This window comes from Cohnella yongneupensis (genome assembly GCF_042655785.1).
GTDB classification, from domain to species: Bacteria; Bacillota; Bacilli; order Paenibacillales; family Paenibacillaceae; genus Cohnella; species Cohnella yongneupensis.
Window position 1 is genome coordinate 71,425 of sequence record NZ_JBHSNC010000019.1, and the last position, 19,606, is coordinate 91,030.

At 56.4% G+C, this 19,606-nt stretch carries 20 protein-coding genes and 1 pseudogene; 13 read left to right on the forward strand and 8 right to left on the reverse strand.

All coding sequences use genetic code 11. The features are described 5' to 3' along the window. Nucleotides 1–58 precede the first annotated feature (58 nt). Nucleotides 59–2,158, reverse strand: coding sequence for a HelD family protein (locus ACFPQ4_RS06290; RefSeq protein ID WP_378110930.1), 2,100 nt, complete (start codon nucleotides 2,156–2,158; stop codon nucleotides 59–61). Between the two features lie 178 nt (nucleotides 2,159–2,336). Between ACFPQ4_RS06290 and ACFPQ4_RS06295 the strand changes: the two are divergent. Beyond that, a pseudogene (locus tag ACFPQ4_RS06295) lies at nucleotides 2,337–2,480 on the forward strand (DUF2087 domain-containing protein); the annotation flags it as partial. A 9-nt stretch (nucleotides 2,481–2,489) separates the two neighbouring features. Here the strand turns inward: ACFPQ4_RS06295 and ACFPQ4_RS06300 are convergent. Together ACFPQ4_RS06300 and ACFPQ4_RS06305 are read right to left on the reverse strand one after the other, a co-directional pair. Next, on the reverse strand, nucleotides 2,490–2,921 hold the full coding sequence (locus tag ACFPQ4_RS06300; protein ID WP_378110931.1) for a hypothetical protein: 432 nt from the start codon (nucleotides 2,919–2,921) through the stop codon (nucleotides 2,490–2,492). A gap of 20 nt (nucleotides 2,922–2,941) precedes the next feature. Next, a complete protein-coding gene (locus tag ACFPQ4_RS06305) occupies nucleotides 2,942–3,175 on the reverse strand; it encodes an FMN-binding protein (protein WP_378110932.1) in 234 nt (77 codons plus the stop codon). Nucleotides 3,176–3,197: 22 nt separating this feature from the next. Here ACFPQ4_RS06305 and ACFPQ4_RS06310 point away from each other — a divergent pair, with 22 nt between their 5' ends. Then, entirely contained in the window at nucleotides 3,198–3,479 is a 282-nt protein-coding gene (locus ACFPQ4_RS06310) for a hypothetical protein (protein ID WP_378110933.1), read from the forward strand. Between the two features lie 93 nt (nucleotides 3,480–3,572). On the opposite strand, the gene ACFPQ4_RS06315 is transcribed toward ACFPQ4_RS06310, so the two are convergent. Genes ACFPQ4_RS06315 through ACFPQ4_RS06325 form a run of 3 tightly spaced genes read right to left on the reverse strand, consistent with a single transcriptional unit; the run spans nucleotide 3,573 to nucleotide 5,769 of the window. Next, nucleotides 3,573–4,430 (reverse strand): RnfABCDGE type electron transport complex subunit D, encoded by an 858-nt coding sequence (locus ACFPQ4_RS06315; protein WP_378110934.1) that lies wholly within the window; start codon nucleotides 4,428–4,430, stop codon nucleotides 3,573–3,575. Continuing rightward, the gene (locus ACFPQ4_RS06320) at nucleotides 4,431–5,312 is read right to left on the reverse strand and encodes an FAD:protein FMN transferase (RefSeq protein WP_378110935.1); all 882 of its coding nucleotides are present in this window, start codon (nucleotides 5,310–5,312) and stop codon (nucleotides 4,431–4,433) included. Between the two features lie 16 nt (nucleotides 5,313–5,328). After that, entirely contained in the window at nucleotides 5,329–5,769 is a 441-nt protein-coding gene (locus tag ACFPQ4_RS06325) for an FMN-binding protein (RefSeq protein WP_378110936.1), read from the reverse strand. Nucleotides 5,770–5,895: 126 nt separating this feature from the next. On the opposite strand from ACFPQ4_RS06325, the gene ACFPQ4_RS06330 reads away from it, so the two are divergent. The 5 genes from ACFPQ4_RS06330 (at nucleotide 5,896) to ACFPQ4_RS06350 (ending at nucleotide 9,428) form a co-directional block, all read left to right on the forward strand. Next, nucleotides 5,896–6,582 carry a response regulator transcription factor gene (locus ACFPQ4_RS06330; protein ID WP_378110937.1) on the forward strand — a complete coding sequence of 229 codons (687 nt, stop codon included), beginning with the start codon at nucleotides 5,896–5,898 and terminating at the stop codon, nucleotides 6,580–6,582. After that, nucleotides 6,572–7,867: a sensor histidine kinase gene (locus ACFPQ4_RS06335; protein ID WP_378110938.1), complete on the forward strand. Its 1,296-nt coding sequence runs from the start codon at nucleotides 6,572–6,574 to the stop codon at nucleotides 7,865–7,867. Before ACFPQ4_RS06330 ends, ACFPQ4_RS06335 begins: the two co-directional genes overlap by 11 nt. A 238-nt stretch (nucleotides 7,868–8,105) precedes the next feature. Next, nucleotides 8,106–8,291, forward strand: coding sequence for a hypothetical protein (locus ACFPQ4_RS06340; protein WP_378110939.1), 186 nt, complete (start codon nucleotides 8,106–8,108; stop codon nucleotides 8,289–8,291). A 188-nt stretch (nucleotides 8,292–8,479) separates the two neighbouring features. Further along, the gene (locus ACFPQ4_RS06345; protein ID WP_378110940.1) at nucleotides 8,480–8,983 is read left to right on the forward strand and encodes a YwhD family protein; all 504 of its coding nucleotides are present in this window, start codon (nucleotides 8,480–8,482) and stop codon (nucleotides 8,981–8,983) included. 16 nt (nucleotides 8,984–8,999) lie between these two features. Continuing rightward, entirely contained in the window at nucleotides 9,000–9,428 is a 429-nt protein-coding gene (locus tag ACFPQ4_RS06350) for a DUF6157 family protein (RefSeq protein ID WP_378110941.1), read from the forward strand. A gap of 506 nt (nucleotides 9,429–9,934) precedes the next feature. On the opposite strand, the gene ACFPQ4_RS06355 is transcribed toward ACFPQ4_RS06350, so the two are convergent. Further along, entirely contained in the window at nucleotides 9,935–12,001 is a 2,067-nt protein-coding gene (locus ACFPQ4_RS06355) for a transglycosylase domain-containing protein (protein WP_378110942.1), read from the reverse strand. Between the two features lie 191 nt (nucleotides 12,002–12,192). Here ACFPQ4_RS06355 and speE point away from each other — a divergent pair, with 191 nt between their 5' ends. From speE to argS, 5 genes are all read left to right on the forward strand, one after another. Further along, nucleotides 12,193–13,020 carry a polyamine aminopropyltransferase gene (speE, locus tag ACFPQ4_RS06360; RefSeq protein ID WP_378110964.1) on the forward strand — a complete coding sequence of 276 codons (828 nt, stop codon included), beginning with the start codon at nucleotides 12,193–12,195 and terminating at the stop codon, nucleotides 13,018–13,020. A gap of 129 nt (nucleotides 13,021–13,149) precedes the next feature. Beyond that, nucleotides 13,150–14,022: an agmatinase gene (speB, locus tag ACFPQ4_RS06365; protein ID WP_378110943.1), complete on the forward strand. Its 873-nt coding sequence runs from the start codon at nucleotides 13,150–13,152 to the stop codon at nucleotides 14,020–14,022. 423 nt (nucleotides 14,023–14,445) lie between these two features. Beyond that, the gene (locus tag ACFPQ4_RS06370; RefSeq protein WP_378110944.1) at nucleotides 14,446–14,688 is read left to right on the forward strand and encodes a DUF7667 family protein; all 243 of its coding nucleotides are present in this window, start codon (nucleotides 14,446–14,448) and stop codon (nucleotides 14,686–14,688) included. Nucleotides 14,689–15,072: 384 nt separating this feature from the next. Continuing rightward, entirely contained in the window at nucleotides 15,073–15,588 is a 516-nt protein-coding gene (locus ACFPQ4_RS06375) for a YwiB family protein (protein WP_378110945.1), read from the forward strand. Further along, nucleotides 15,585–17,267, forward strand: coding sequence for an arginine--tRNA ligase (gene argS, locus ACFPQ4_RS06380; RefSeq protein ID WP_378110946.1), 1,683 nt, complete (start codon nucleotides 15,585–15,587; stop codon nucleotides 17,265–17,267). Before ACFPQ4_RS06375 ends, argS begins: the two co-directional genes overlap by 4 nt. A gap of 1 nt (nucleotide 17,268) precedes the next feature. On the opposite strand, the gene ACFPQ4_RS06385 is transcribed toward argS, so the two are convergent. Next, entirely contained in the window at nucleotides 17,269–18,408 is a 1,140-nt protein-coding gene (locus tag ACFPQ4_RS06385; protein WP_378110947.1) for a S8 family peptidase, read from the reverse strand. A 405-nt stretch (nucleotides 18,409–18,813) separates the two neighbouring features. Between ACFPQ4_RS06385 and rpoE the strand changes: the two genes are divergently transcribed. Next, nucleotides 18,814–19,419: a DNA-directed RNA polymerase subunit delta gene (gene rpoE, locus ACFPQ4_RS06390; protein WP_378110948.1), complete on the forward strand. Its 606-nt coding sequence runs from the start codon at nucleotides 18,814–18,816 to the stop codon at nucleotides 19,417–19,419. Nucleotides 19,420–19,606: the final 187 nt, after the last annotated feature.

Genomic DNA, 19,606 nt, shown 5'->3' on the forward strand with positions numbered 1-19,606 from the left:
CCCCGATCCGCAGCGACAGCGCTGCGGGCCGGGGGCGGCTTCTTTCATTATATTGCGCTTAGGAGAATAAGACGGAAGGCTCGCCGTCCACGAGCAACGTCAACCGGTGCAGCGCGCGCGTGCATCCCACGTACAGCAGCTTGGCATCCTGTGGATTGTCGGCGTAGTTGCGGGCGTTCGCTCCCGCGATCAAGACGGCGTCGAATTCTAGCCCTTTTGCCAGATGGGCAGGTACGACGGTGACGCCGCCGCGGTAGGCGACTTGGCCTTCGGCGATGAGGTTCGCCTCGACGCCGCCGGATAGAAGCTGCTCGTGTAGCTGCTTGCAATGCTCCTCCGTGCGCCCGACGATGGCGATCGTCCGCATGCCGCCCGCTTGGTTATCCGAGATGAAGGAGACCATGCGAGGGAGCGCGTCGGCTGCTTTGGCCAGCTGCGCGACCTCGACCGGCTCGCCGCTCCGGAATACCGGTTCCGCCGGCGGCAATCCCGTATCGGTACGGGCGAGGATCCGGTTGGCGAACTCGATAATTTCGAGCGTGGAACGATAGCTTAGCTTAAGCGTATGGTAAGCGCTCTGGTCTTCCGTGAACACGGCGGACAGCTCTTCCCAGCGTTGCACGCCGCGATAAGCATGGATGCCTTGCGCCAAGTCGCCGAGTATCGTGAACGACGGCTCGGCCATGTAAGCCCGCAAGAGCGCGATCTGGAAAGGCGACGCATCTTGCGCTTCGTCGACGACAACGTGGTCGAACTGGCGGTTTTCCGGACCGTTGAACGCCTGATGAATCCAGACGAGCGGAACCAAATCTTCCGGCAGCGCTATGCCGCGCTTTAGGTTTTTCAACGTATCGGCGGCGAGAGCCTGCGGAATGAACGAATCGACGTTGTCGCTGAACGCCGATTTGTAGAAGGCAAGCGGGGTTGCCTCCGGCAGCTTCTTCATAAAGGAGCGGAGCCGCTGCTTGCCCGTCTGGCTTCGTTCCTTGCGTATTTTGGCATCGCCTATGTTCGTCAGCTGCATCTCAAGCCAACGGTTGATTCTCCCGGATAGCCTCTCCCGGCGCATCGTGAGCGGATAGTGGCGATACTCGACCTCGAACCATTCGCGGATCGTCGCGCTTGGCAACACGCGGCCATCCCAAGCTTCGAACGATAGATTGTCTTGGAGGAAGTTATCCTCGTATTGACGAAGCCGCTCCTCTATCCAGCTTTTGAAAGCAAGCGACCCTTTGAACCTGCCCGGCGTTTCGTCGTTCAGCGCGGGGCGGCGTTCGGCGAGGGAGAACCACAGCTTGCCTTCCGTCGTCGGAGCGAGCTTGACGCCGCCGTCCAACACGTCTAGCGCCCAGTCGGCGAACGTCGTCTGATGGACGTTGCCGACACCGAGCTCTGGCAGCACGCCCGAAATATAATCGAGGAACATGCTGTTCGGCGCGAAAATAATCATCCGCTCGGCGCGAATGTGCTGCTGGTACTGGTAGAGCAGGAAAGCGAGGCGATGGAGCGCGACCGTCGTTTTACCTGATCCGGCAGCCCCTTGAATGATGAGCGCCTTATAGCGGGGAGCGCGGATAATGAGATCCTGTTCGGCTTGAATCGTCGAGACGATGTCGCGAAGCCGATTGTCCTTCTTCTCGCCGAGGCGGTACAGCAGAAACTCGTCGCTAAGCGACATGTTGTCGCCGCCGCGTTCGTAGCTGTCGACGACGCGCTCGAGCGTCTTGTCGCGGATCGACAGGTTGCGCTTGCGATGCACTTCGCCTTCGATCGTGCCGTCCGGCGCTTCGTATGTGACCGGCGCCTCCCCACCTGTAAACGAATAGAAGAGGCTGGCGACGGGGGCGCGCCAATCGATAATATAAGGGTCGCTAGTCTTGCGGTGGTCGAGGCCTCGTTTGCCGATGTAGAGCGGAAGCGGCGCGGGCTTCCCATTCTCCTGAAAGTCGAGGCGTCCAAAGTACGGCTCCGAGCCTAGCAGGTCGAGCCTTTGCCGCGTCTCTTCGCGCTTGGCCTCGAGCAGCTGTTCGACGTAGTCTTTGCCGTGGTATACGGGGGCGATCTCGGCGCGTTGCAGAGCGATCTCTTGCAGCGTGTCCGTCAGCCTCCTCCGTTCTTCCTCGATAGGACTTTGTTGTTGCGTTTCGGATGGTTGCATGGCGATTGATTATTCCTCCTTGCTACTGCTTTGTTGCCGGCTAACCCATTGTGAACGATTTTTGCCTAAAACAATAGACTTATGGTTTATCTAATCGCAAATTAACCTTGAAGTTCTTCCCTAGATTGTCCGTAAGGGACTTTTGTATGTTCGGAGCGCGTGAGCATACGCAGAAAAGGAACTGAACGCGTGGATCGCCCAGTTCCATCACGACTTCGCGACGCTTCGCCGCGAGCTGATCATGCATCATTTCATGTACCGCGAACAGGAAAAGTACGAGCTGATTCCGCAGGAAATGTGGGTGAAGTGGACAGCGCTCTAACGAACTAGTCTACTTCAGAAGCCATTTATCGCCGTAAACGCTCTTGGCCACAATTTCCTGCAATTCCGACTTTTGCGCCTCGTAGATTTGAGGTGCCAGCATACCGCTCGACAGACGGGCGTCCAACTGCCGCGTCAACTCCGCCAATTGCAAGTCAATGACGCCCTGAGCGCTGTTGCCCGAATCCGACGCGATTTCGGCCAACGATTTTCCGTCATAAAGCGCATTATAGACCTCTTCATCTGACGATTTCCCGAGCGCGACGAGGAAATCGTCTCTTTTGCGCTCCGACTCGGTCGCGGATACAGCCGAGGAGGAAGGAACCTGCACAGCAGCCGGCTTGAACGTGGAAGCCGCGCTCGTCTTCTCCGTCCACAAGCCTCCGCCGATCGTAATGGTAGCTGCGACCGTGCCCGCCATGAACATTCGTTTTATATTCATTGCAATGACCTCAATTCGTTTTATGGATGATGGGCCTGGTCCAAGGCATTCTGCACCGCGTCTTCAAACGCATTCGTGCTGTAGGTGGCGCCGGACACGTTGTCGACCTGTGCGCTTTGATTGTGCAGCACCTCGTCCGGCAAGTCCACCACATCGGACTCGGAATAGTGCATGGCGAAACGGCTGATTTCCACATCCGTGATTTTATCGTTCTCGATGGTGATCGTTACCTCAATGGAACCGCGTCGGTTCATTCCCATTCCCGTGTAGGTGCCGTTGCGGTACTTTTGGTTCGGAGCCGGACTGCTGGAGACCGACGGGGTGGCGGCCGGCGGGGTAATTTCGGGTGTCGGCGAAGCTTCAGGCTTAGGCGTAGCTGATGGTGTCGGCGATGGCTCAAGCGACGGCGACGGATCGGTCGTTGGCAAAGGTACGGAAGTAACCGTCGGAACGGGTGTCGGTACGAGCGAGGGCGTGGGCAACGAGTCCGATATTGGTGTGGTTTGGGATGCCGGCGCGGATAACGGAGTCTCCGTTACGGCATACTCTGCAGAGTAGATTGCACCTATTGCGGCGGAACATAGAACGATCCATTTTTTGCTCATTTTAGCCATTTTGCTACCTCCATCATTGCGGTTCCGACCAGGGACTTCAACCCGGCATTCTGTGATCGACTTTCTTCATTGGAGGACGAGCTCTTTTGGCTGAGCGGGAGGACATGCTTCTCGCCCATTGATAGAGATTGCCGGACATCAGCCCGATGAACAAATACATCAATCCTCCCATATATCCGTAAGCCAATACGCCGACCACGGCCGAGAGGAAACCGAAAACGACCTGGTCCCCGACTTTATTCGGAGAAGTAGGCGGATCCGTCAGCATGAACAAGGCGAAGAAAACCGCGGCATTGACGAATGGAGGACGGAGCGCGTCGGAGAGGCCCGCCGCGTCGAGATAAGTCGTTCCGATATGAACCATCCCATTCCCCAGCACGAACAATAATATAAAATACGTTCCGAGAAACGTAAACACTTGCGGAAATTTGTTGATTCGATTGACGACCAGATACCCGCCGATCAACAGCAGAACGAGATACCAGGCGGACAGGTCGCCGAACGCGCCCCACCAGCTCTGCTGGGTTTTAAAGAGAACAATGGAAACGAGCAGGCCGAACGCCGCAGGATTGAACATTGGTTTTTTCTTGTGGGTCATCAGGTGCTTGGACAATATGGAAATGACCGAGACGGCTGCCACCATCCAAGGAGAAGTCGTGAGACTTAGGATCGAGGCGATGATCAGCCCCGTGACGGCCGCGCCGTCGGGGAAAATCCGTTTCCTTTTCTCAATTAGTCCGCATATGACGTCTACAACAATGGCCGCGACGATCGCGATGCCTCCGTTCCGAACGCCGTTCATGTCATGCGAAGCGTAGGACGCAACGCCAAGATAAATGGCTAAACAAATAAACACCCACGCTTTCGGCGTTTTGAACCATGTTTTGAAACTCATCTATATCCCTCCAACCTTGGTTATTTTCATATCGGGTGCGATCCATATTCCCTTCAGACCCGCTTCTTCGACGAGTTCCTTACCCTCCGCCGGGCCCATCGCGAACGCTGCGGTCGAGAACCCATCCGCCAGCATGGCGAACGGAGCGACGACGCTGCAACTGATCCAATTGCGCGGAGAATGCTGGGCTTTGGGGTCGACGATATGATGCGCGCCCTCCTTTACCGTGCTCCTCCGCTCGTAGCTTCCGGACGTGCAGACGGCTTCGTTGGAAACTTCGACCGTCTCGATGATCCGATCTTTCATTGCCGGATGACGGATCCCGATTTTCCAAACGTTCGCACGCGAATCCGAGCCTCCTGCGTAGAGATCTCCGCCTGCATTCACAGAGAATCTCGCAAACTCCTTCAGCTCGTTTGCGGCCAAATCGATCGCGAAGCCTTTAGCAACGGCTCCCAAATCGATCACCATCGGTTTCTTTAAGAGCAAAGTGCTCTCCCGGTCGTTCAAAACGATATCCCGGTACGTAACCGAACCTTCCGAAGGACTATCCATGAGCGCTCCGGTCAGGTAATGGCGGTTAAAGCCGAGCTGTTCCATCGTTTTCCCCACGGTGGGATCGAACGCGCCTTCCGTTCGTTCGGCGATTTCCATCGCGAACCGGAGAGGATGGAATACATACGGGCTGAGAAGGACCGGCGTTCCGATCTGCCGGCAGGCCTTCATGAGCTCGCTGTCAGGCTGAAACCGGCTGCAGGCCGATTCCACGATGCGGAACGCCTCGAACGCCCGGTCGACCTTCTCTTCGGTCTCGCGTTCCGGCTGTTCGGTCTCGACTTGGATTTCTACGACGGTATCCATGAACAGCTTCGCTTTTTTCATATCCTGTAGTCTCCCGTCAAGAGTTCCGAGCTTGGTCCAGGGCATTCTGGACGGCATCCTCGAAGGCTCTGGTGCTGTAAGTCGCGCCTGATACGTTGTCGACTTGCGCGCTCTGATATTGCAACACCTCGTCCGGTAAGCCTACCACATCGGACTCCGAATAATGCATGGCGAAATCGCTGATTACGACGTCAGTGATTTTGTCATTGTTCAAGGTAACGTCCACTTGGATTGACCCGCGCCGATTGCTTCCCATCCCTGTATAGGTGCCGTTCTTGTAAATTTCGGCGGTCACCGTACTTAACACTTGAGCGTTTGAAGTTGGGTCCGCGGATTGGTAAAACGCAGACGGCTGCGCTGCGGACGCTTGAGATTGTGTAGCGATATATTCGGTGGCGTACAATGCTCCAATGGCTGCGGAACAAAGGGCGATCCATTTTTTTTCCATTTTCGCCATGCCGTTTCTCTCCTTTAAGGGTTCTTATCTTCTAACTCGAACTCAGTATAACAAGCCAACCTTTAAATTTTCTTAAAACCGGCCTTTCTGGTAAGATGAGTGTAAAATAAGGCCGGAGGCGACGTCATGCGCGTTTTAGTCGTGGAAGACGATCCCGATTTGCTCCGGATCGTTCGTGATATTTTCGAAGGGGAAGGTTATCTTACGGATGCCGCTGAAGCGGGAGACGAAGGATACTATGCGGCGGATCAGGCTATCCACGATCTCATCGTTCTAGATGTCCTGCTGCCCGGCATGAGCGGAGTGGAGATCGTGAAACGATTAAGGGCCCGCTCCATTCTGACGCCCGTCATTCTTCTAACGGCCAAAGATGCCGTAGCAGACCGGGTGGCCGGTCTCGACGCGGGCGCGGACGATTATATTACGAAGCCGTTTGCCGTCTCGGAATTGTTGGCCAGGTCCAGGGCCGTTCTCCGAAGACGGGGGACGCTAGACCAAGAAGGCGATCTAACATGCGGTCCGATCCGGTTAGTCCCTACGGGCAAGGCGGCCTTCTGCAACGATGCTACGCTGAACCTGACTGCCACGGAATATGAACTTCTGGAATATTTTCTCTGCAATGTCGGACGCATATTAACCAGGGAGCAAATCTTCGACCGGGTATGGGGGTTCGAATCGGGGTCTGCGATCACGGCTGTCGAAGTGTACGTCTACCATCTGCGCAAGAAGCTCGCGGCCCATGACATCGACGCGTATTTGCGCACCGTGCGAGGAATCGGCTACATGTTCAAGGGGGAGCCCCATGTTCAATAGTACGCGAAGAAGGCTGGCCTTGCTGAACGCGGCGGTTTTCCTGCTCGTTCTTGCCGTGCTGAGCTACTTGCTGTACGCTCATATGCGGAATCGGCTGCTCCATGAGACGGACGAATCGATGAAGCAGGCGAATACCCGGCTTCAATCCGCCCATCATTACTCGGATATGCTTCAGAACGAGGGATCTGACTCAGAGCCTCGTGAAAAATTGACTTATCTTATGTGGGACGCAAAGGGTAAACTGGTCAGTCAATCTCCGCCTTCCTCCTTTGAGAAGCAAACGGCGGAACGTTTCGGAGGAAGTCCTGGCAAAGTCGGAATCCGTACCGTGTCGGCAGGCGGCAACCATTATCGGGTAATGACGGTATCTCTATCGTTTTCGAATCCGGAAGGAATAGTCTCTGTCGGGATCGTCAAAAGTTTAGGAGACGTAGATCGCACGCTGCAACTGCTGCTCACGGATATCATCGCGGCCTTAGTCGCCGGCGGAATTTTCTCGATCGTTGCGGGCATGTTTCTGTCAGGGCGCGCATTGATTCCCATCCGCCGTTCCTGGGACAAGCAGCAGCGGTTCGTGACCGATGCTTCGCACGAGCTTCGCACGCCTGCGGCGGTAATCCATGCGCAAACGGAACTGATTCTGCAGCATCCCGAGCATTCCGTCGAACATGAAAGTCCTCGTATCGCGGTCATCCTCAAAGAAAGCAGACGGCTCGGCAAGCTGGTGGACGACCTTCTGACGCTGGCAAGGTCCGATTCGAACCAGGCGCAGATCCACCCCTCGCGCCTGTCGCTCGATTCCGTATTGCTTGAGGTGACGGAGTCGTTCCGACTTTTGGCGGCATCCAAAGGGATCGCGATCGTCACGGAAATCGAGAGGCCGCTGGCCTTGTGGGGCGATGATGGCCGAATCCGCCAGCTCCTTGTCATCGTGCTGGACAATGCGCTGAAGTATACCCCGGAAGCCGGAGAGATTCGGGTGGCCGGGCGCTATGCGTCATCGTATACCTTATCGATTGTGATCTCGGACACCGGCTGCGGAATCGCGGAAGAAGATCTTCCGCACGTCTTCGAACGGTTTTACCGCGGCGACAAGTCCCGTTCCCGCACCCAGGGCGGGACGGGACTCGGATTGTCCATCGCCAGATGGATCGTGGAAGCCCATGGCGGTTCGATCCGGATCCATTCCAAGGGAACCGAAGGCACCCAGGTGGAGTTATTGTTCCCCAGAAAAGCTCGTGAAATCGCTTCGCGCGAATCGGGGTCCCGACGATCTATGACCTAGTTGAAATACACTCGAATTTCCAGTATGCCCGCGGAAAAGGCCGTCCTGAGCGTAGCATGCGATAAGGACGGCCCGATATCGCTGGCGGAAACCGCCCTTGTGGCCGGCATGCATAGGAAAACGGTTTTCCGATTTGTTATGATGTCGAGTACAGGATTGCCTAATTTATCGAAACAATGTTCGCACAAAGATGTCTCTTCGGATGCATCTTTTTTCGTTCCACGAGGAGGAGATCGAAGTGAAATTGTCTTGGACCAAGATCCTCGTCACGTTATCGTCCATCGGCCGAACGCCGCTTTCGAGTCCCGTTAGCGGTTCCTTGGATCTTGTCGGAGTGACGAACATCCGGAGCGGATTCCTCCTCGGTAATCAATTGAAGTCAGGCAACGTTTCGTTGTATTTGCCGGACGGCGCTTATACATAGGGATATAGCGAAAATGAGGTTGCCGATCTTCGTGAGGGACAGGGACCGCAGTTACCTGTCGAGATACGCGGCGGCAAGCCGGTTCGGTCGCTCGTGCTGACGATCCCTGGGTCGCGGGATCGCTTTTTCGTGCTATTTTCGATAAAATGATGGGGTGAACACTGTTCGAAAGGGTTGGAGGGTGCTGGATGGATAACAACGGGCAACAACCGGAAAAGAAGAAGCTGTCGCTTAACGTCGTCAGCAATAAGGAACATAGAGGGTTCGGAGCGGGTACGATCGATCTGAGCCAAGTATCTTGCGTGATCATCGATGCCGGAGAGGCGTATATCGACGTCGGGGCGATGCACGCGAAGAGCAAGGTGGAGAAAGGGATCAAGTTCTCGCCGAACAAGGAAGACGTGCCGAACGGCCGTCCCGCGTGGATCGTCTGGGTCGCGGTCGACCGCAACGAGGAAGGCAGCTACTACGCAGGTGCTACGTCTTGCGAAATGCTGATCGACACGGAGGCGCGTCGCGGGTGGAAGCTACTGCCCGATCACGTGAATCGGCTCGATGCTTCTCTGAAGCGCAAGTTCATGCTCGATAATATCGGTCCTGTAGAGAAGGAAGCGCTGCGCAAGCTACTTGTAGAGCATAATGCCGAGTGGTGGGACCGTTCGCCGCAAGCGTTAAAAGATTTATTGGCGTAAAACGGGGGCGATGCGGATGGAATGGAACTATTACAATACTTTCATTACCGTAGCGACGGATTGCCCCGTGGAGCGCGGCATCGTACCGCCGGACAAGAAGGCGGGGAAGACGAAGCCGGGTATCGAGTTCGATTTGATCGCGAACCGTCCCTACGCCTATACGCAAAAGGACATTTTGTTCGAGGTTCATGCCCGCCACAAGGAAGTTCCGGCGGCCGAGCTCGAAGAGAAGGGCGCGGAGCTACGCGAACAGTTCTACGGTAAGCCGACCGCGTGCTTCCGCGCTTCGATGCTGCCGAAGAAGTACGGTTGGGGCGTTCATTTTAATGAGGCAGGCAGGATGGCGCTAGTCCCGATGGAATCGCCGGAGTATCGGCGGTTCGTAGAGGGTGAGGTTGCCGGAGTGAAGTTGGTAGCTGCCATGCGGAATAGTAGAGCCAAATAACAAGGAGGGCTATCCCGAGGGGGATAGCCCTTTGTCGTCCCCAACCCCCAATCGCGCCGCTCCAACGGTGTCACGCACCGCTGCACGAGCAAAATCCGCAATCTTGCTGTTCCAACTGTGTCACGCACCGCTGCACGAGCAAATCCGCAATCGCGGTCGCTCCAACGGTGTCTCACACCGTTGCACGAGTAATTCCTGCAATCGCGCCGCTCCAACGGTGTCACGCACCGCTGCACGAGCAACTCCTGCAATCGCGCCGCTCCAACGGTGTCTCACGCCGTTGCACGAGCAAATCCGCAATCGCAGCCACTCCAACGGTGTCACGCACCGCTGCACGAGCAAATCCGCAATCGCGCCGCTCTAACGGTGTCTCACACCGTTACACGGGCAAAAATCGCAATCGCGCCGCTGTAACGGTGTCTCACACCGTTACACGGGCAAAAATCGCAATCGCGCCGCTCTAACGGTGTCTCACACCGTTACATGGGTGCCTTGTAGCTACCCACCTACCACCATTTCCTAAACTTATGCCACCACGAGCGACCTCCACCGCCACCGCCATGATCCGCCGGATCGCCGCCGGCTTTATCTTGGTGGAGCGCGCAAGTCTCGGTCGGCTCCGTGCCGGAGAGGAAAACTTCCGTCGTCCATTCCGCGGGACATTCCGGCGCGGCAAGCAAGCTCGTCGCGGGGTCGAACGTCGCGCTCACGACGCCTTCCGGCATGGGAAACGAGCTCGGCGGCACGTCCGCGAGCGCCGCTTCCGTAAAATGAGCAAAAATCGGTGCCGCACGATGCGCCTCGGTGGACGTGATCGGGCGCCCCCGATCGTAACCGACCCATACCGCGGTCGTTAGCTCCGGCGTATAACCGACGAACCAAGCGTCCGAGTCGGTCGTGCCCGATTTACCGGCGACGGGGCGCTTAAGCAGGCTGGATACGCGATGGCCGGTGCCTCCGCGATCGAATACGCTCTCGAGCAGATGCGTCGTCACATAGGCTAACGCGGGCGAAAGTACCTCCGTGGTCGAAGGATGCGCCTCGTAGATGACTCTGCCTTTCGCGTCCAGGATCCGCGTAATCGCGATCGGTTCCGCTTTGCGTCCTTGCCCCGCGAACACCGAGTACGCCGAGGCCATCTCGAACGGACTGACCGGGAACGTGCCGAGCGCTAACGACGGAACCGCGTTCAGCGGAGAATGAATGCCGAGCTTGCGGGCCATCCCGATGACTTGCTCCGGTCCCACCTGCATAATCGTATTGACCGCGAAAATATTGTCCGAAGCGGCGATTGCTTGCCGAAGACCGATCTCGCCGTTGAAATAACGGTTGTTGTAGTTGCTCGGACGATAGATTTGCCGGTTGCCGTCGAAGTAGAACAGCGTCGGCTCGCTCCGGAAGCGGGTCGCGGCGGTAATGGCATGTTGTTCGAGCGCGGTGGCGTACATGATTGGCTTGAACGAGGAACCGGGCTGGCGGCTGCTCGCGAACACGCGATTATATTGATTCCGGCGGTAATTGCGTCCGCCTACCATCGCCTTAATATAGCCGTTGCGCGGGTCGATCGCGATCAACGCCGCCTGCAATTCGGACTCCCCCGCCGGAAGACCTTGCTTGACCGCAGCCTCGGCTTGCCGCTGCACGCGCGCGTCGAGAGTCGTATAAATTCGCAATCCGCCTTCATTAATTAGGCGTTCGTCTATGCCTAGCTTCTCGATGGCGATTTTTTTCACGTAATCCGCAAAATAAGGGGCCGCGCTAACTTGCTCCTCCGGCAACGCGCGAATGCCGAGCGGCTTCGCCGCCGATTTCTCCGCTTGCTGCGCCGTAATCTGCCGCGTCTCTAGCAACGCCTCTAGCACTTGCTGTCTGCGGGCTTTCGATTCCTCCGGGTGCAAATGCGGCGAATAATAGCGGGGACCCTTAGGGATGCCGGCAAGCAGCGCGCTCTCCGCGATGGAAAGCTGCTTCGCGGGCTTGTTGAAGTACAGCTTGGCCGCCGCCTCGGCCCCGTATGCCCCGTGCCCGTAATAGATTTGATTCAAGTAGAGCTCTAGAATCTCGTCTTTCGAATAGGTTTGCTCCAAGCGCGCGGCATACCAAGCTTCCTTGATTTTGCGCGTCCAAGTTCTCTCGTGCGACAAGTATAAGTTCCGGGCGAGCTGCTGCGTTAACGTGCTGGCGCCTTGCTGCTTCGACATGTGGCGCATGTCCACCCATGCTGCGCGGGCGAGACCGTGCAAATCGACTCCCGCATGCTCGTAAAACCGGCGATCCTCGATGGCGACGGTCGCTTTCACGAGCCAAGGGGAAATATCCGCCAGCTTGACGATCTGCCGGTTGACGCCGCCTTGCACGGACGCGAGCACGACGCCTTCCGAGTCGATGATTTGCGTGGATTGCATGATCGCCCCTGCCGGCAACGCGCCGTAGCGCAACATGTAGAAGCCGCAGCCGGAGAGGAGAAGTAAAGAGAACAGAGTTAGCCAACCGAGTCTCCGGCGAAGCTTCGTCCATCTCGAGACCGGGCGCGGCTTGGGCGAATGCTCTTGCGCGTCGTCGGTTTGTTCCATGCCTATTCCCCCCGTTCGGTCGCTTTAGGAAATTCTCCTATAGTATGGAATAAGGGAGCAGAGACTATCCGTATGGGGGCTTCCGAGGGGCTTGGGTTGCTTTTTGGGCTTGATTTTATATAATACATGTTGATTGGTACAATACAGCGGTCGCTTTGCACGCGATAGAAAGCAGGGATCTCATGTCCTCCATGGAACTGTGGTATACGGAAAAACAAACCGAAAATTTCGGTATTACGATGAAAATCAAGCAAACGATGGTCCACGAACAGACGGACTTCCAAGAGCTCGCCATGATCGAGACGGAAGAATACGGCAATATGCTCGTACTTGACGGCATGGTCATGACGACGGTCAAAGACGAGTTCGTCTATCACGAAATGGTGGCGCATCCGGCGCTGTTCTCCCACCCTAACCCGGAAAACGTGCTTGTCGTAGGCGGCGGAGACGGCGGCGTAATTCGCGAAGTATTGAAGCACCCGCAAGTGAAGAAGGCCGTGCTCGTCGAAATCGACGGCAAAGTTATCGAATATTCGAAGCAATATCTCCCGTCGATTGCGGGTCAGCTCGAAGATCCGCGCGTAGAAGTTATCGTGAACGACGGTTACATGCACATTCACGATCACAAAGCTACATACGACGTGATCATGGTCGACTCCACCGAGCCTGTCGGTCCGGCGGTCAATCTGTTCACGAAGGGCTTCTATCAAGGTATCTACGACGCGCTTAAGGATGACGGCATTTTCGTCGCGCAGACGGACAATCCTTGGTTCAAAGCCGATCTGATCCAAAGCGTTAACCGCGACGTTAAGGAAGTATTCCCGATCGTCCGCGTGTACTGCGCGAACATTCCGACCTATCCGAGCGGCCTCTGGACGTTCACGATGGGTAGCAAAAAGCACGACCCGCTGCAAGTCGACGAGTCCGCGATTCCCGAGCTCGACACCAAATACTACTCCCCGCGTCTTCACAAAGCGGCTTTCGCGCTGCCGAAGTTCGTCGAGGATCTCACGAAATAAGCATAAACGGCTAGCGCCGTCCCTAGGGATGGCGGGATAACGTTTATGTCGAAGACGATTCAGGATAAGCATCGAACCTGGATGCTTTCTGAATCGTTAAGATCGCTTCTACATTAAAGGAGATTCGACATGCGTCTTAATCAAGCTTATTCCGGCAACGTGTTCATTTGCAGCTCCGACGACTACGCCGCTTCCAAAGCGGTTATCTACGGAATGCCGATGGACTACACCGTATCTTTCCGTCCCGGCTCGCGCTTCGGCCCCGGCCGTATTCGCGAAGCGTCCGTAGGATTGGAAGAGTACAGCCCTTACTTGGATCGCAGCATCGTGGATCTCGCGTACTTCGACGCCGGGGACTTGCTTCTCCCGTTCGGCAACGCGGCAAAAAGCCTGGACATTATCGGCGATTTCGTGCGCGGCGTGCTCGCGGACGGCAAAATCCCGGTCGGTCTCGGCGGCGAGCATCTCGTTAGCTGGCCGGTCATCCAAGAGGTGTATAAGAAATATCCGGACCTCGCGATCATCCACTTCGACGCGCATACCGATTTGCGCGAAGACTACGAGGGTGAGCCGCTGTCCCACTCGACGCCGCTTCGCAAAGCGGCAGAGCTGATGGGTCCGTCGAACATTTACCAATTCGGTATTCGTTCCGGTTCCAAGGAAGATTGGACTTACGCGCTGGAGTCGGGCATCCACTTCCATCCGTTCGAAGTAGCCGAGCCGCTGAAGAAGGAGCTTCCTTCGCTAGCCGGCCGTCCCGTCTACGTCACGATCGACATCGACGTTCTTGATCCGTCGGCGGCGCCGGGCACGGGTACGACCGAAGCGGGCGGCATTACGACGAAGGAGCTGCTCGAAGCGATTCACGCGATCGCGCGCTCCGGCGTTAACGTCGTCGGCTTTGACCTCGTCGAAGTCGCACCGATCTACGATCCGACGGAGATGACGCCGATCGTCGCTTCGAAGATGATCCGCGAGATGCTGCTCGGTTTCGTGAAGTAATTAGTGTGTAATGAGCCTCCGTTCATCGCGCTTGTCGCGATTGTTCGGGGGCTTTTTTACGTGTTCCCATCCGTACTCCACCTCAAATTGAAGCGAATCCGCACCAACCCCAACTCGTCGCCTCAATAGAGGCAAATATGCCCCTATTCCGCACCAACCCCAACTCATCGCCCCAATAGAGGCAGATATGCCCCTATTCCGCACGAAACCCAACTCGCCGCCCAAATAGAGGCAAATATGCCCCTATTCCGCACCAACCCCAACTCGTCGCCTCAATAGAGGCAAATATGCCCCTATTCCGCACCAACCCCAACTCATCGCCCCAATAGAGGCACAATGCCCCCATCCCACGCGGAAATACACGCTTTTCTCGTTTAAACCCCGCACCCTTCTGGGCATGCTTGGAGTAGGAGAGTGTTGCTCATGGGGATGCTGCCGGTATACGAAAGAATGGCGGAGCTGAGAATCATCCAGAGGCGCAAAAAGCTCACCGACGCGGAGCAGCGGGAGCTCGAACATTGCTTGGACTTGAACGCCGATTATTGTTATAGGCTGGCGCAGTTATACAATCTATCGCTCGTCGCGTCGATTACGGAGGATTCGGACTGGCAGCACGAGCTGTGCCGCGAGATAGAGAAGATGGGCGGGCGAGTGCCCGGGGGCTAAATGCGAAGGCGGCAAAATCCGCGTTCGTCCCGCTCATTTTTACTTGCCACGCATGGCATCATCCGATAAAATAGGAGCAACAAAGCAACAGGCTGTGATCGGGACAGTACGTTAGCGATAAGGACGAACAGCGAGCCGGGAAGGTGGGAGCCGGCGGTCCGACGCAAACGGAAGCGCACCCGTGAGCCGATCTTCCGAAAGCGCGGCAAGCGCCGGGTAGGAGGGTCCGGTCACTCCGTTATCGTGTTCAAGATGTCGTTCCTCACTAGGCCGTAATAGCCGCCCGGGGCGACAAGAAGAGTGGTACCGCGGAGTCAGCCTCCGTCTCTTACATGGAGACGGGGGCTTTTATGTTTGTATCCGGAAGGAAGGGGGAGGGTGACGATGCAGGAGCAGCAAGGAAACTCCTCCAAAGCATCCGTCCGCATCATGCTCGACAGCACGGCGGATGGAGAGAAGCTTTCGCGAACAATGAACGGGGAATGGTACTACCGCAATAACGGCATCTACGTGAAGTACACGGAAGTTGACGAGGGGAACAGCGTAAGGACGCTTGTGTCCTGGAAAGACGGCGCATTGAAGGTTACGCGGCGAGGGGATGCGGAGTCGGAGCAGACTTTCGCGCTCGGCAGCCGACTGCCGGGTTATTACTCGAACGGGCAAGTCCGGCTGAACCTCGATACGGAGACGACGCTTCTGAGGGTCGTGGCCGACACGTTGCCGGGGATGGACGAAGCCTCGGACCCGCAACCGGCGCTGCCGTTGTTGCTGGAATGGCATTATACATTGTGGTCGGCAGAAGAGCCTGCAGGCACATTCATTGTCCGTCTTTACGCGGAGCGATGCGAGGACGAAGCCGCTAGCGAAGCCGAAACGAATCAAGGAGGAACGCAATCATGACGACGAACGTACTAGACCGTTATTATGCCGATCTGAAAATGACGCTGGCCGAGGCCGTGACCGCCGCGGGATTAGTAGCCGATGCCGGCGAAATTCCGGCGATTACGCTGGAGGTGCCAAAGGACAAAAGCCATGGCGACCTTTCCACGAACTTGGCGATGCAGCTAACGAAGGTCGCCAAGCGCAATCCGCGCCAAATCGCGGAAGCGTTAATCGCGAACATCGATAAAGACAAGGCGAGCATCGTATCGGCCGAGATCGCCGGTCCGGGGTTCATCAATTTCCGCCTGAACAAGAGCTATCTGTACCCGATCATCGGTGAGGTGCTGAGCCAAGGGGATAAGTACGGTACGATCTCCGTAGGTCAAGGCAAGTCCGTTAACGTCGAGTTCGTCAGCGCCAACCCGACGGGCAGCCTTCACTTGGGGCACGCGCGTGGCGCGGCCGTAGGCGATGCGCTCTGCAACGTATTGGCTGCTGCGGGCTACGAAGTGACGCGGGAATATTACATTAACGATGCCGGAAACCAAGTGAACAACTTGGCGAAGTCCATCGAAGCGCGTTATCGCCAAGCGCTCGGTCAAGACGTCGAGATGCCGGAAGACGGTTACCATGGCGAAGATATCGTAGGTTTCGCCAAGGAACTCACCGCCGAACAAGGGGATAAGCTTCTGGCGTTGGACGACGAAGCTAGGTTCGACTTTTTCCGTAAGTACGGTCTGGACAAGGAACTGAATAAGATCAAGCGCGATCTCGGCCGGTTCGGAGTCAGCTTCGATATCTGGTACAGCGAGACTTCGCTATACGAAACTGGCAAGGTCATCGAGGCGCTGGATGCGCTGAAAGCCAAAGGCCAAGTCTACGACGAAGAAGGCGCGGTGTGGCTCCGCTCGACCGATTTCGGCGACGACAAAAACCGGGTGCTCGTCAAAAACGACGGCAGCTACACGTACCTGACGCCGGATACCGCTTACCATATGGATAAGTTCTCGCGCGGTTACGATCAATTGATTAACATCTGGGGCGCCGACCACCATGGCTACATCCCGCGGATGAAAGCGGCGATGGCCGCGCTCGGCAACGATCCCGACAAGCTTACGGTCCTTATCGCGCAGATGGTCAGCCTGTTCCAAAACGGCGAAAAGGTCAAAATGTCCAAGCGGACCGGCAAAGCCGTCACGATGGAAGATCTGATGGACGAAGTCGGCGTCGACGCGATTCGCTACTTCTTCTCGATGAGAGGCATGGATTCGCACCTGGACTTCGATATGGATCTCGCGGTGTCCACGTCCAACGAAAATCCCGTATTCTACGTGCAGTACGCGCATGCGAGAATTTGCAGCATTTTCCGCCAGGCGGAAGAGCAAGGCATTGCCGTATTGCCATGGCAAGAGGCCGACTTGTCGCTGCTGGACACCGAGCCGGCGTTCGACCTAATCCGCAAGCTCGGAGAATTGCCCGAGACGATCGGGGAGTCCGCCCGTCTGTACGCTCCGCATATCATCATCCGCTACGTCTACGAGCTGGCAGCGCAGTTCCACAGCTACTATCGCGCCGAGCGCGTCATTACCGAAGACGCGGCACAAAGCCAAGCTAAGCTACAATTGCTTGCCGCGCTTCGCATAGCGATCGCGAATTGCTTGGCGCTAGTAGGCGTATCTGCTCCTGAGAAGATGTAGCTTAGAGCAAGTCGACTAACCTCATCATGCGAGTAACGCTAAGCTCCCCGGCCGACCGGGGAGTTTTGCTGTTTTTCAGAGGGATGACAGACCGCTGGATGATGTTCTTGATTTGTCCGGGTAGCAGTCTGGGCTTAAGCGCAAGCAACAAAGCGACAGCCCCCGTTACGTGGGAAGTCGCCATCGAGGTGCCGCTCATCTCGCGATGCTTGCCTCTGAGCCACGCGGACACGATGCGTTCTCCCGGCGCGTAGACGTCGATCAAGCCGCTTCTGTTGGTGAATCCCGCTATACGGCCTTGGCGCGTCGTGGCGCCGACCGCGATCGTATGACTATATCTGGCGGGATAATCGATGCTTCCGTTACGGCCGTCATTGCCCGAAGAAGCGACGATAAGGACGCCGGAGCGAAAAGCGCTGTTTACCGCCGCATAGAGCGAGCGGCTTCTCGTCTTCATGCCGAAGCTCATATTGACGACATCGATTCCGTTGCGCACGCACCATTCGATGCCGAGTATGATATCGGATACGTACGCCGTTCCGTTATAATCGAACGCTTTGATCGGATGAATCTGCGCGCGGGGAGCTACGCCTATCATCCCCTGGTGCTGGTTAGCCGCGGCGATCGTCCCCGCTATGTGGGTTCCGTGACCGTTGTCGTCCTGAGGCAACTCCATTCGGTGAAGCAGATTGATTCCCCGTTCCAGCGAATGCCGGAGATCGGGATGGCCGAAGTCGACGCCCGTGTCGATAACGCCGACTTTTACCCGATTGCCGGTCGTTCGACTCCATGCCGATGGTGCGCCGATATGTCTGACGCCCCATGGGATGCCCCGTTCGTTGACGATCGTACCGCTCGGCAGCGCTTGAAGCTGCACGGCTTGGTCGTTCTCTAAGCTAAGCCAGTTGCGAAAAGCAGGCGGAACTTCCGTCGCCCGCGGCAATGGGCAGATCATGGCGGGAATGACGTCGAGCCGACGAATGCATCCAAGCTGCGGATATAGCGGGAGCGCAGCCTGCAGAGTATGCTGGAATCGGTCATAAAGGTCCTGCTCGGCGAATCGGAGAATCGTCCTGCATTCCGATGCTTTGCCGGATTCAATAGCGCTAAGAAGCCACTCCACAACCTCGCGACCATCCAATGGCGATTCCCTCCCGGTCGATTTTGCGGGCGGCGAACGGAGGATCGTTCGCTCTGCTAGCCGTGTCCTCTACTGTATGTGATAGCACTCCGAACGGTATGGGAATCGTGCCTTTTTCCGCGCGAAATAGGCGGCGTTCCGTGTCAATTTCCAAACCCGGGCATACGATGAAGGGAGAGTTTTCCGGCGAGACTCTCTAGCATGCCGGTTCCTCCGCCCGCGGAGCAGCCGGGAAGGGATACAGTCGAAAAGCGAAGGTGTAGTCCACTCCGGACGCGCCTTCGCTTTTTCGTATGGCCGCGTTTTGGCACAGCTTGCATTTTTATTCGAAATAAGGTTTACTAAAGGTTGACAAATCACGTGAAACTTTAATAAACGGTTCACATACAGAGAGGTGGAACACACTTGAGCGCCGAGTACACGCTAAAACTCGACTCCGAGAAGATTCGGGAAATGCCAATGGTTGACCTTGCTTTCGAGGTGCTGAAGGCAGCCAACACCCCGTTCTACTACCGAGATCTCATGATGGAAATTGGCAAGATTCGCGGTCTGTCCGAAAGCCAGATCATCGATGTTATCGCTCAGTTGTATACGGAGATCAATATCGACGGCCGCTTCGCATGCGTTGGCAGCAACGTATGGGGACTGAAGCGTTGGTATCCGGTCGAGCGTACGGACGATCCGGTCAACGGTGGCGCCAAGCGTCCTCGCATCATTAACGACGACGACGATCTGGACGACGAGGATCTCTACGGCGAGGACGAGGAAGAAACCTTCGCTTCTCCGGAAGACGAGACGTACGATCTGTTCGACGAAGAGCGCGAAGAAATTTTCGACGAAGGCGAAGAAGCCGCCGAAGTGGACGAAGAGAGCATTCTCGAAGAAGACGACGATACAGCGTTGGACGAAGAACTCGACGACAAAGGCGCAACCGCCGGCGAAGAGTTGTTTGACGACGATGAAGAAGACGATGAGGATGCAGCTTACGACGAGGAAGAAGAAGAGAAGTAATCGGTCGCCCGAGCATAAGAATATCGATCGCAGAGCGGGCTTGACACCGTCTGTGTCAGACGGTAAACTTATGCTTGGGCTTCAGAAGTTCGGTATTTCATAGCATTAGGAATCCAAAGTGCCCCCATTTATTGGGTGTCACTTTTTTGTTTTTTTTACCCGTTTTTGCAGGAAGGAAAGGCTCGAT

What these genes read in the sequence shown, in the direction of transcription:
- ACFPQ4_RS06290 (WP_378110930.1), bottom strand. Translation starts at nt 2,158, where the DNA reads ATGCAACCATCCGAAACGCAACAACAAAGTCCTATCGAGGAAGAACGG.
- ACFPQ4_RS06300 (WP_378110931.1), bottom strand. Translation starts at nt 2,921, where the DNA reads ATGAATATAAAACGAATGTTCATGGCGGGCACGGTCGCAGCTACCATT.
- ACFPQ4_RS06305 (WP_378110932.1), bottom strand. Translation starts at nt 3,175, where the DNA reads ATGAACCGACGCGGTTCCATTGAGGTAACGATCACCATCGAGAACGAT.
- ACFPQ4_RS06315 (WP_378110934.1), bottom strand. Translation starts at nt 4,430, where the DNA reads ATGAGTTTCAAAACATGGTTCAAAACGCCGAAAGCGTGGGTGTTTATT.
- ACFPQ4_RS06320 (WP_378110935.1), bottom strand. Translation starts at nt 5,312, where the DNA reads ATGAAAAAAGCGAAGCTGTTCATGGATACCGTCGTAGAAATCCAAGTC.
- ACFPQ4_RS06325 (WP_378110936.1), bottom strand. Translation starts at nt 5,769, where the DNA reads ATGGCGAAAATGGAAAAAAAATGGATCGCCCTTTGTTCCGCAGCCATT.
- ACFPQ4_RS06330 (WP_378110937.1), top strand. Translation starts at nt 5,896, where the DNA reads ATGCGCGTTTTAGTCGTGGAAGACGATCCCGATTTGCTCCGGATCGTT.
- ACFPQ4_RS06335 (WP_378110938.1), top strand. Translation starts at nt 6,572, where the DNA reads ATGTTCAATAGTACGCGAAGAAGGCTGGCCTTGCTGAACGCGGCGGTT.
- ACFPQ4_RS06345 (WP_378110940.1), top strand. Translation starts at nt 8,480, where the DNA reads ATGGATAACAACGGGCAACAACCGGAAAAGAAGAAGCTGTCGCTTAAC.
- ACFPQ4_RS06350 (WP_378110941.1), top strand. Translation starts at nt 9,000, where the DNA reads ATGGAATGGAACTATTACAATACTTTCATTACCGTAGCGACGGATTGC.
- ACFPQ4_RS06355 (WP_378110942.1), bottom strand. Translation starts at nt 12,001, where the DNA reads ATGGAACAAACCGACGACGCGCAAGAGCATTCGCCCAAGCCGCGCCCG.
- speE (WP_378110964.1), top strand. Translation starts at nt 12,193, where the DNA reads ATGGAACTGTGGTATACGGAAAAACAAACCGAAAATTTCGGTATTACG.
- speB (WP_378110943.1), top strand. Translation starts at nt 13,150, where the DNA reads ATGCGTCTTAATCAAGCTTATTCCGGCAACGTGTTCATTTGCAGCTCC.
- ACFPQ4_RS06370 (WP_378110944.1), top strand. Translation starts at nt 14,446, where the DNA reads ATGGGGATGCTGCCGGTATACGAAAGAATGGCGGAGCTGAGAATCATC.
- ACFPQ4_RS06375 (WP_378110945.1), top strand. Translation starts at nt 15,073, where the DNA reads ATGCAGGAGCAGCAAGGAAACTCCTCCAAAGCATCCGTCCGCATCATG.
- argS (WP_378110946.1), top strand. Translation starts at nt 15,585, where the DNA reads ATGACGACGAACGTACTAGACCGTTATTATGCCGATCTGAAAATGACG.